Here is an 11,260-nt window from a genome sequence, read left to right on the forward strand (position 1 = left end):
CCGTCACTCCACATTCTGAATCTGTTCGCGAAGCTTTTCGATTTCGCTTTTCAGGTCCACCACATGCTGCGCGATCGCCGCGTCAGAAGCCTTGGATCCGATGGTGTTCGCTTCCCGGTTCATCTCCTGTACCAGGAAATCCATCTTCTTGCCTGTCTCCCCGTCAGTTTCAAGGTATTTCCTCATCTGGCGGATATGGCTGTCCAGCCGGGCCAGCTCTTCATCAATGGCGCACCGGTCAGCCATCACGGCAACCTCCTGGGCCAGCCGCTGGGGTTCAACCGGTTCGGAAAGCAGGTTCTTCAGCCTGGTCTCAAGCTTTTCGCGGTACTCGTCCACAACCAGCGGCGCCCGCTTCAGGATGGCCTGCCTCAGCTCATCCGCGGCGTCCAGATGAACCTTCAGGTCTTCCTTCAGGTTGGCGCCTTCCCGGGCGCGCATCTGGGCCAGCTGTTCCACGGCGATATCAGCCGCTTCGGCGCAGATGGCGGAAACAAGTTCCTCGTTCATTTCCGCTTCATTCAGTGTCAGCACGCCTTCCATCTTCATCAGACGGCTGACCGTCATGTCATTTGTAACGCCTGTCTGGCCGGCAATCTGCGCGGCAGCGGCGATATAGAGCTTAGCCAGTTCCGGGTCGCTTTCCACGGTCATGGCGGAAGAATCTGTCCGTTTCACGGTCAGGAACACATCCGCGTGTCCCCTTTTGATCTTCCTGGAAATGCAGTCACGTACAGTCTGCTCCAGGAAGGCCAGATGCCGCGGCAGCCTCATACTGACATCCAGGAAACGATGGTTCACCGTTTTCAGGTCAACCGTAACCTCCCAGCCGTCCTGCTGTACTTTGCCGCTTCCGCATCCCGTCATGCTGTGCATGCAGCTTCACCCTCTCTTTAATATCGGTTGAGATTATATCATTCAGCTTTCCGCTTGGCAACTTTCTCCGATATCCGTGATCACGCTGATCATTTCCCAGTCCCTGGACCATCTGGTCAGGATGGCGGGGCTCCCCGGGACCATGTGTCCCGCGACGCTTTCGCCGATGGACTCTGCGGGAGTGGATATGCACATGGCGCAGGCGTCAGCCGGAACCACGCCGTACCGGTGGATCAGGTTATGCAGCGCGTCTTTCATCAGCAGCACTGAACCGGCCAGGGTACCGTCCGCCAGCCGTGCCGCGCCTTCTTTCACAAACACAGGCTGGCCGCCCAGCTGGTATTCACCATCCGGCATACCCGCGGCTTCCATCGCGTCGGTGATGGCCACAGCCCGTGACGCGCCTTTGCACCGGACCAGCAGCTTCACGATATCGTCTGCCAGGTGCATTCCGTCGCAGATCATTTCGCAGTAGAACCGGTCATCGGTCAGGCTCGCTCCCGGTACACCCGGCTCACGGTGATGGATCGGAGTCTGCGCGTTGAAGGTATGGGTAATGTGATCCGCGCCCCAGTCAGCCGCCAGGTGAACCTGTTCCGCTGTGGCCACCGTATGTCCGACGGAAACATGGATACCGGCAGCGGATGCTTTTCGGATGAACGCTTCGCTTCCGTCCCTTTCCGGCGCCATAGTGATCAGCCTCACCAGGGAGGGATCACCGGCCATGTTCAGCAGCGTGTCCCAGTCCGGATCCCGGAAAAACTCCTTCAGCTGCGCGCCGGCTTTCTTCTCGCTCATGAAAGGAGCTTCCATATGGGCTCCCAGGACCCTTGCTCCTGTCCGTTCCGGTTGTTCCGTCACCTTGCGGATATCCTGCAGGACCTTCGCTGTATCCTCCATGGATGCGCTCATGGTCGTGGGGCAGAAGGCACCGGTGCCGGTAGCCGCCAGTTCGCGGCTCATCCGCCGGATCTCCGTTTCCCCGTGCATGGTATCGCTTCCGCGGAAAGCGTGGATATGAACATCCACAAAACCCGGCAGCAGGTAATCCCCTTCCAGGTCGATCACTTTTTCTCCCGGCTCCGCCCGCAGTCCCTCGCCGATCTCCGTAACAATGCCGTTCATCATCCGGATGCTCAGATCCGATTCAAAGCTTTTCCCTGTGAATACATAACCGTTTTCAATAAGCATGTTTTTGTCCTTTCCGCCTGTCCCGGCGGGGTTTTATTCCACTCCCCGCAGTTCCACCGCGGGTACATAGGGGCGGACGATCTCCGCCCAGTGTTCCATCTGTTCTTTTTCCGGGGAATGCAGTCCCTGGAACGGCACGGTATCCCGGTCCGTAAACCGCTGAAGGTAATACCGTTTTGCGCCTTTGATCCACTGTCCGATCTGTTCAAAGCTTTCATCATCATGAAGCTCTGCCACCACGGTGGTCCGGAACTCATAATCCGTCTTGCCTTCCATCAGCAGGCTCACGCTTTCCCGGATCGGTGCCAGGTCCATCTGCCGCAGTCCCGCGGTTTCCGCGTACCGTTCCGGGCTGTTCTTGATGTCCATGGCCACATACTGCACCAGGCCTTCCCGGATCATCTTTTCCAGCCTGTCGGGATGATTCCCGTTCGTATCCAGTTTCACCGGATACCCCAGATCCCGTACTTTCGCCGCGAATTCAGGCAGATCCTTCTGCAGCAGCGGTTCACCGCCGGTAAAGCAGACTCCGTCCAGCAGCCCCTGCCGCTTTTTCAGGAAAGCCAGCAGCTCTGTGTCATCCATCACCGCCGGTGCTGTTCCGTCCAGGAGTTCCGCATTATGGCAATAGGGGCAGCGCATATCGCAGCCCCCGAAAAACACAGTACAGGCAACCCTGCCGGGGAAATCCAGCAGCGTCATTTTCTGCAGTCCGTGGATCTTCATATATAAATTGTCTCCTTATTCCCACTGGTCCCAGACGTCCGGCTGGTAGCCAATCGTCATTCTATTCCCGTTCCTTACGATCGGGAGTTTCAGCAGCCAGGGATTCTCCTGGATAGCGGGGATCAGCAGCTCCTCCCGGTCATAGTAACAGGCGGGATGTTCCTTCACTTTTTTATCTTCCCGGTCGATCAGTTTTTCCATGCCGATCGCGGAAAGCATCATCCGGATCTCCCTTTCTCCCAGCTTATGCTTTTTCAGGTCCAGCGCCTGGAAGGGAATCCGCCGTTCCTTGAAATACCTTTCCGCCTTCTGGGCGTCAAAGTTTTTCTTTCCGCAGTAGATCTGGATGTTCATGCTCTCTGGTTTCCTCCGGTCCGGATATCCTTTCCCATCAGGCTGAGCACCTTGCAGTTCATGCTGTCCCTCAGCCGGGAAGCAACGCGTTCCGTATATCTTTCCCTGAATTTCGGCATTTCAAGGTTGGTGGAGATCACGGTGGAAAGCCCCCGTCCCTGCCGCTCGTTCAGCAGGTTGAACAGCTGTTCCACTGTAATGTTCTGCATCAGCGGTTCACTGCCCAGGTCATCGATCATCAGCACGTCAACGTCCATCAGTTCAGAAGCGCTGTCGTCATTGTCAAAGTAGCTTTTCCGGAGCATCTCGATCATCCGGTAAGCACTGATGATCAGTACGTTCACGTCCCGCTCGATCAGCCTTTCCGCCATGGCCCGCAGCAGGAAGGTTTTTCCCAGTCCGGTGCCGCCGGTCAGCAGGAGATCACGGCAGCGGGCATTGGGATAGCCGTCTGCCCATTCCTCGCAGATCCGCCTGTAATGATTCATCAGCTCCCGCTGGGAAAATTCCTGTCCGGGAATATTCTCATTCGGAAACACGTTTTCATCGAAGTTTTCAAAAGTTTCCTTCCGGTCCCGTGTCAGGCCGATCTTTTCCCGCAGTTTCCGCTGGTATGCTTTTTTATAGCATTCGCAGGGTTCCTTGATCAGGTCCCCGGTCTTGCCGGTATCTTTGCAGACAGGGCAGCGATATACCGGAGCAAGGTAGTCTGCAGGGAATCCGTTCTCCGTCAGCTTCACACGGATCTGTGCGGAAAGGGCTTCCATTTTCTCCGGCAGGCCCTCTGTATCCGCTTTCCTGTTCAGGATATCCCGCAGCGTGCCGAAGATCAGGTTTTCCCGTTCTTTGGTCATGGCATAGATCTCAGGCTGCTCCAGGCGGATACGTTCCTTCCGCAGGGCTTCCTCCTGTTCATTCCGGATCCGCTGTTGTTCATATTCATTTTCCAGTTCCAGCAGCAGCTCTTCACGCATCGGATTTACCCCCGTTTCCGCGCTTATAGGCTTCCATTTCCTTCGCCAGGTCACGGATCATTTCATCCTCAACACCGGAATAATCCCGCTGTGCGAAATCCTGGGCAGGCAGTACCTTGCCGGTCCTGGCCAGTCCTTTTCCGGCACCGCTTTCATGTTCCTTCTTTGCCTGGGCGGGCGTCGTGATGCCTTTATTATGGTATCCTTCGAGGATTTTATCAAGATAGGCCATCGGCTGTTTTGCTTCAGCCGCGTATGGAGCGGCAGCCAGGATCAGTTCCCGGCTGAATCCGTATTCATTTTCCCATTTCGTGATCAGACTCCGGTCTGTTTTACCAATCCGGTTCTCATCTGTTCCCCAGATCTGCCGAAGTTCACGCAGCAGCGCGGTCTGTTCATGGAAGGCTTTCACATAGTCTTCCACTTCCTTTGCGCTTTCCAGTCCTTTTTCTTTCCAGCTTTTCAGCAGCTTGACAACTTCTCCGGCATCCTTGCCGTTGTGTCCGCATTCCCGGGCTGCTGTCAGGATCACCTTCTGCGGATACAGGGCTGTCATCTCATCATACAGCTGCAGGCTGCGGGGATTGACTTCGCCCCTGCCAAGTTCCTTCAGCACTTCCCTGAGGCCGTCCGCCTTCCGCGTGGATTCCCGGATCGTATCGGGTGTCATGCCGGAAGGATCGCCGTTCTCCTGCTTCAGGCTGTTCAGGATTCCGTCCAGGTACGCCAGACTCGGATCGCCCTTGGCCGTCAGGTCAACGGCAGCCTCAATGGCTTCATGTGAGAACCCCCATTCCCGATTCCATTTCCGGTACAGGTTCACCTGCGCTTCAGAAGGCAGGTAGCGCTTCCCCATCATTTTCAGGATCTTGCGGATCCCTGCGTAGGCCAGTTCATCCCGGGAGAAGAACTCTTCCGCCGCGTCCACGGTCAGGATGTTTTCGGCGGCCATCTGTGCCGCGACTTTTTCCGCGTCACGGATCCGGAAGTTTTTCCCCTTCTGCTCTGCCATATGCTTCAGCAGCATGATGATGACTTCCGTCGGCAGTTTCAGGCTTTCATGCCAGTCAAAGCAGGTGTTCAGCTCACTTCCGTGGAGACGGCGCACACCGTCAAAGGCATCATAGATGTCTTTGCTGAATTCCTCATATTCCGGATCACAGCTGTCTTCAGACGTCAGGCTCAGCTGTTTGATGTTCACATACTGCCACCTGGGCGGCTGGTCGCTGACACGCCTGACGAGGCGCCGCCGCTCCCAGTAACGGAAAGCGGTCTCGACGTCCTCTTCAGTCATGTTCAGCTCATGGCTCATCTGCTTCAGGCTGATATCTTCTTCGGGATGATAGCAGCGCATCAGTCCGTACAGGTAGACCTTGACATAGTCTCCCTTCGCCGCCGGAAGATACTCCAGGATAAACTGATTCTCCACCGGTGTGATGTCGAACATGGCATACCGTTCATCAAACCCGAACATGATTCTTTCCTTCCTGTTGTGTTCAGCAGGGATGGTCCTCCAGGATGGCGGCAGCGGCCTTCTTGCCCGCGCCCATAGCCAGGATGACTGTCGCCGCGCCTGTCACGGCGTCGCCGCCGGCGTAGACGTTCTTCTTCCCTGTCCTGCCGTTTTCATCCGTCTGGATGCCTCCCCAGCGTTCTGTGGGAAGATCCGGCGTGGTCTTTTTGATCAGCGGATTCGGGCTGTTGCCGATGGCGATGATCACTGTTTCCATCGGCAGCTCGTATTCGCTGCCTTCCACCGGCACCGGGCGCCTGCGGCCCCGGTCATCCGGCTCACCAAGCTGCATCTCAATGCAGCGGATGGATTTCACAAATCCGTTTTCATCTCCTTCAATGGAGATGGGAGCAGTCAGCATATGGAACTGGATGCCCTCTTCCTTGGCATGGTGCACTTCTTCAGCACGGGCGGGCATTTCAGCTTCGCTCCGGCGGTAGAGGATCGTCACCTCAGCACCCAGCCGCTTCGCGCAGCGCGCCGCGTCCATTGCCACGTTGCCGCCTCCGACAACCGCCACATGGCTGCCGATTTTCACCGGCGTGTCATGTTCCGGGAAGGTATAGGCCTTCATCAGGTTCAGGCGGGTCAGGAATTCATTGGCGGAATATACGCCGCACAGGCTTTCGCCCGGGATCTTCTGGAAATTGGGAAGGCCGGCGCCGCTGCCGATGAAGACCGCGTCATTGCCTTCTTCCAGCAGTTCATCCACTGTGAAGGCTTTTCCGGCCACGGCGTTTGTGATGATCTTCACGCCCAGTTCCTTCAGGGTGCTGATTTCCCGTTCCACCAGTTTCTTGGGAAGACGGAACTCCGGAATGCCGTACATCAGCACGCCGCCGGCGGTATGAAGGGCTTCATAAACCGTCACGTCCCAGCCGGCCTTTGCCAGTTCACCGGCGCAGGTCAGGCCCGCGGGGCCGCTGCCGATCACCGCGGCGCGCTTGCCGCAGGGAGCGGCTTTTTCAGTGGTTGCTTTGCCCTGGGCCATGGCTGTATCGGCGGCAAAACGTTCAAGCCGGCCGATGCCGACAGGCTCGCCTTTGATGCCGCGTACGCACTTGCTTTCGCACTGGGATTCCTGCGGGCACACACGGCCGCAGATAGCCGGCAGGGCGTTCTGGGAACGGATCACCTGGTAGGCGCCGTTAAAATCGCCTTCCTTGATCTTATCGATAAAATCCGGGATCGGTACATTCACCGGGCATCCCGTTACGCAGGGCGCGTTTTTGCAATGCAGGCAGCGCTGGGCTTCCTCCACGGCGATCTCCGCGGTATATCCAAGGGCAACTTCTTTAAAATTCCCGGCGCGGACCTGCGGATCCTGCTCGGGCATCGGATGTTTCTGAAGACTCATGTTCGCCATTGTTATCTTGCCTCCCCTGTCAGCCTGCAAATGTGCTTTTCCCTGGCCTTTGCTTCTTCGGGACGGAACATACGTCCCCGGGCCATTGCTTCGTCAAAGTCCACCAGGTGGCCGTCAAAGTCAGGTCCGTCCACGCAGGCAAACTTTGTCTCGCCGCCGACAGTCAGCCGGCAGCCGCCGCACATTCCCGTACCATCGATCATGATCGGGTTCATGCTGACGATCGTCCGGATCCTGGGCTCACGCGTCATATCGCATACAGCCTTCATCATCGGCAGCGGGCCGATGGCGATCACGGTGTCATATTCCCGGCCTGCGTCCATCTGCTTCTGCAGGGCCTGGGTAACAAATCCTTTATTGCCGTTGCTGCCGTCATCTGTCATGATGATCAGGTTGGTGCAGGCAGCTTCCAGTTCATCCTTCAGGATGATCAGGTGCTCGTTCCGGAAACCGACGATCAGGTCCACTTCAGCACCGGCGTCATGAAGCGCCTTCGCCTGGGGATAAGCGATAGCGACACCCAGTCCGCCGCCGATCACGGCGCAGCGGTGGATACCTTCTGTTTTCGTAGGCTCGCCAAGCGGTCCCACAAAGTCCAGCAGGCTGTCTCCCTCGTTCAGGCTGTCCAGCTTTTCGGTTGTATAACCAACCTTCTGGAATATGATGGTCACGGTGCCTTTTTCCCGGTCATATCCGGCGATGGTCAGCGGCACCCGCTCCCCTTCCTCATCAATGCGGAAAATGATGAACTGCCCGGGCAATGCTTTGCGGGCAACCAGGGGGGCTTCAACTTCCATCAGGGTCACAGTTTCGTTCAGAACGCGCTTCTTGACAATAGGATACATGACTGTCCCTCCGATATATATGGATGCAGTCTATTTTACTCTTTTCATAACCCATTATCAACTTGTTTTCCGCCCGCCTTCGTATTCTTTCCGTATTCCATAACCATATAAAATACAATATAAATACTGCCTTTTCTGTTACTCACCACATTTAATGATTTCTTATATTTAAAATATATGTTCAACATTAAATGATGAATTGTTGAGCAGTTGCCCAAATCTGCGATTTGGCTGACAACAGCCATGCTGAAGCTGTCAAAGTGCCGCAGGCACTTTGGTAACAGCGACCGCGGCAATATGAATTCTTAATTGTTCTTTGCTTCGTTTTCAGCTGATCAGTATCTATAATTCTGAATTCTGAATTGTTGAGCAGTTGTCAAAGTGCCGCAGGCACTTTGGTAACAACGATCGCGGCAATATGAATGCTTAATTGTTCTTTGCTTTGTTTTCAGCCGATCAGTATCTATAATTCTGAATTCTGAATTCTGAATTCTGAATTACATATTATTCTCTGCTGTACTTTTTCTTCTCTTTCGCTTTATTTTCAAGCGGCTGTGTGCTATAATCCCTTTGTAAAAAAGACGAAGGAGGGTTCCTGTCTATGCCACTCGTAACCACTACTGAAATGTTTAAGAAGGCCTATGACGGCGGCTACGCTGTCGGCGCTTTCAACGTCAACAACATGGAAATCATCCAGGGCATTACCGAGGCCGCCGGCGAGCTGAAGGCTCCCGTTATCCTGCAGGTTTCCAAGGGTGCCCGCGCCTATGCCAACCACACCTACCTGGTCAAGCTGGTTGAGGCTGCTGTGATCGAGAATCCTGAAATCCCGATCGCCCTGCACCTGGACCACGGCGACAGCTTCGAGCTCTGCAAGAGCTGCATCGACGGCGGTTTCACTTCCGTCATGATCGACGCTTCCTCCAAGCCCTATGAAGAGAACATCGCCCTGACCCGTAAGGTCGTTGAGTACGCTCACGATCACGGCGTTGTGGTCGAAGCCGAACTGGGCACCCTGGCCGGCGTTGAAGACGAAGTTTCCGTCGACGCTGACAAGGCTATGTACACCCATCCCGAAGAAGTGGTCGACTTCGCGACCCGCACCGGCTGCGACTCCCTGGCCATCGCCATCGGCACCAGCCACGGCGCTTACAAGTTCAAGCCCGGTACCAAGCCCCAGCTCCGGTTTGACGTTCTCGAAGAGTGCGCCAAGCAGCTGCCCGGCTTCCCGATCGTGCTCCACGGTTCTTCTTCCGTGCCGCAGGAATTCGTTGCCGAGATCAACAAGTACGGCGGAAACATGCCCGGTGCTATCGGCATTCCGGAAGAGCAGCTCCGTCAGGCCGCCCGCAGCGCTGTCTGCAAGATCAACATTGACTCCGACATCCGTCTGGCCATGACCGCGGTCATCCGTAAGTACTTCGCGGAGCATCCGGATCACTTCGATCCCCGCCAGTACCTCAAGCCCGCCCGTCAGGCTGTCAAGGACATGGTCGCTCACAAGATCGTGGACGTGCTCGGCTGCAACGGCAAAGCTTAATCCATTCCAGGACAAACAATCAGCGGCTTCCGGATTTCCGGAAGCCGCTCTTCTTTTTATCTTTATGTTGTTTATCTGTTCTTGGTACCCACGTAGATCACTTCGGGCTGCGGTTCGTAAGTGTCTGTGTAAAGCAGTTTCCTGTCTGTCAGGAACGCGCCGGTGTATTCCACCAGGTACACATTCACTTTCATACCGTCCCTGGCTTCCACAACCGTCACCTGTTCGTCCTTATAGCTGGTGTACTCGCCGTTGGTGTCTTTCTTGTATTTGGGTTTCTGGGTGTTGATGATCGTTTCGGCTATCTCGGACTGCAGTTCATACCGCACGTCGCCCCGGTACATTCCGTAGATATCCACCCGGGTGCGCAGGCTGCTCTTTTTCTTGCCGTCCGGATCCTTTTCCACCACGGCGGTAATATAGATGTTGCCGCTCGTGTTGTTCTTGAAAACCAGGTCCTTCCGGTCCCAGTACACGGTGGCGTCCAGTCCGTAATCCGCGTAGGAAACCTTATCGTTGTGGAAGTACCGTTTTGTTACGTTCAGGCCCGCCTTCAGCGCTGCCTGGTAAACGGTGGTGCTGGCCTGGCAGGCTCCGCCGCCGACGCCGGTCACATGTTCGCCGGATACGTATTCAATCGCTTCATAAAAACCGCGGGCCAGCGAACGCTCGCCTACCACCTTGTTAAAACTGAAGGTGTCTCCGGGTTTAAGCACCGTGCCGTTGATGAATTCAAACGCCCGGGCAATATTTTTATTCCGCTCATCGGTTGAATGATGGTCGATCTTCGTGGTTGCTTCGGCCCGCAGCGCGCAGGTGCTCCTCAGGTCGTTAACCTTCACCATCGGTTCAATGGGTTCAGGTTGAATCTCCACCGATCCTGTCTCCATGGTGGAAACCATATGATACAGCTGCTCCTTCAGCGGCGCTGTATCAAGTACCCTGCCGTACACTTCCTCTTCAAACAGAAACGGATAGCTCTGTGACGGGTCAAAGGTCATCGTCGCGTCCCTGGCCGGAGTATCGATTTTTTCCTTGATCTCCGCCAGCTTCTGGTCGATCACCTGTGTATTCCCTTCCGGCTTGGCCGTATAATCCTCATACGGTTCCTGTTCCAGCCGGAGCATGGCGTCATAACGCTGTTCAGCTGTACCGGTATGACCCTGCGCCCAGGCGTTGGTCAGCACAGTGGCTGTATCAACGGAAAAACCAAGCATATCCGCGTTGATCTCACCCAGCACTTCTCCGTTGTAGGTCAGCTGAACCTTCCAGTTGTCATGCTGCTGCCTGATCTGGGATATCACGGAATTTTCCGCCTGCTCCGGCGTCATGCCGCCCAGGTGGATCCCGTCCACATAGACGCCCGGGCAGAACAGTCCGTCATAGGGCGTTACCTTATCGTTGATAGTCTGTGTACGGATATGGTTGGTGATGGCGAAATATCCGCCTGTTCCCAGGGCGGCGATCAGCACCAGGCAGGCCAGTACCGTCAGCACCTTATGGCCTTTTTTCTTAGTCTTTGGCTTTTTGCCGGTACTACCGCCAACCGGCACATATCCCCGCTGGGCGCCGTTGGCCGGTTGCTGCGGCTGGTAGTATGCCTGCTGCGGCTGCTGCGGTGCATAGTATCCCCCATAGGGAGGCTGCTGGTTCTGCGCATTGTTGTAGTATCCCGGCGGAATCTGCTGCCATTGCTGCTGAGGGATCTGCTGTCTTCCTGCGGCGTTCGGGATATACCCGCGCCGCGGACCGGAGGATGCGTTATTCATCATGGTCCTGGCAGCGTCTTCCACCCGCTGCGGAATCTGGTTTCCGTTTGTCTGGTTTACGCGGTCTGTCCTGCGTCCGGCCATGACTGCTTCCTCCTTTCCCTCT

10 protein-coding genes are annotated in these 11,260 nt (G+C 55.8%); 1 reads left to right on the top strand and 9 read right to left on the bottom strand.

Annotated elements, in window-relative coordinates:
* Positions 1-3: 3 nt before the first annotated feature.
* From JYE50_RS04860 to JYE50_RS04895, 8 genes are read right to left on the bottom strand one after another with little or no spacing between them, the layout of a single operon-like run.
* Positions 4-876, bottom strand: a complete 873-nt coding sequence (locus tag JYE50_RS04860) for a YicC/YloC family endoribonuclease (RefSeq protein WP_084094748.1) — start codon at positions 874-876, stop codon at positions 4-6.
* Between the two features lie 42 nt (positions 877-918).
* Positions 919-2,067: an N-acetylglucosamine-6-phosphate deacetylase gene (gene nagA, locus JYE50_RS04865; RefSeq protein ID WP_084094749.1), complete on the bottom strand. Its 1,149-nt coding sequence runs from the start codon at positions 2,065-2,067 to the stop codon at positions 919-921.
* Positions 2,068-2,100: 33 nt separating this feature from the next.
* Positions 2,101-2,793, bottom strand: a complete 693-nt coding sequence (locus JYE50_RS04870; protein WP_084094750.1) for an anaerobic ribonucleoside-triphosphate reductase activating protein — start codon at positions 2,791-2,793, stop codon at positions 2,101-2,103.
* A 15-nt stretch (positions 2,794-2,808) separates the two neighbouring features.
* Complete coding sequence (locus JYE50_RS04875; RefSeq protein WP_084094751.1) at positions 2,809-3,147, bottom strand: arsenate reductase family protein; 339 nt, start codon at positions 3,145-3,147, stop codon at positions 2,809-2,811.
* Entirely contained in the window at positions 3,144-4,121 is a 978-nt protein-coding gene (locus JYE50_RS04880) for an ATP-binding protein (RefSeq protein ID WP_084094752.1), read from the bottom strand. Before JYE50_RS04880 ends, JYE50_RS04875 begins: the two co-directional genes overlap by 4 nt.
* Entirely contained in the window at positions 4,114-5,595 is a 1,482-nt protein-coding gene (locus tag JYE50_RS04885; protein ID WP_084094753.1) for a DnaD domain protein, read from the bottom strand. Before JYE50_RS04885 ends, JYE50_RS04880 begins: the two co-directional genes overlap by 8 nt.
* A gap of 22 nt (positions 5,596-5,617) precedes the next feature.
* Positions 5,618-7,000, bottom strand: a complete 1,383-nt coding sequence (gltA, locus tag JYE50_RS04890) for an NADPH-dependent glutamate synthase (protein WP_084094754.1) — start codon at positions 6,998-7,000, stop codon at positions 5,618-5,620.
* Between the two features lie 2 nt (positions 7,001-7,002).
* On the bottom strand, positions 7,003-7,845 hold the full coding sequence (locus JYE50_RS04895; RefSeq protein ID WP_084094755.1) for a sulfide/dihydroorotate dehydrogenase-like FAD/NAD-binding protein: 843 nt from the start codon (positions 7,843-7,845) through the stop codon (positions 7,003-7,005).
* 601 nt (positions 7,846-8,446) lie between these two features.
* Between JYE50_RS04895 and fba the strand changes: the two genes are divergently transcribed.
* Complete coding sequence (gene fba / locus JYE50_RS04900; protein ID WP_084094756.1) at positions 8,447-9,385, top strand: class II fructose-1,6-bisphosphate aldolase; 939 nt, start codon at positions 8,447-8,449, stop codon at positions 9,383-9,385.
* A 71-nt stretch (positions 9,386-9,456) separates the two neighbouring features.
* On the opposite strand, the gene JYE50_RS04905 is transcribed toward fba, so the two are convergent.
* Entirely contained in the window at positions 9,457-11,238 is a 1,782-nt protein-coding gene (locus tag JYE50_RS04905) for a VanW family protein (protein WP_084094757.1), read from the bottom strand.
* Positions 11,239-11,260 lie beyond the last annotated feature (22 nt).

It is taken from the genome of Aristaeella lactis, assembly GCF_018118585.1.
Classification (GTDB): Bacteria; Bacillota; Clostridia; order Christensenellales; family Aristaeellaceae; genus Aristaeella; species Aristaeella lactis.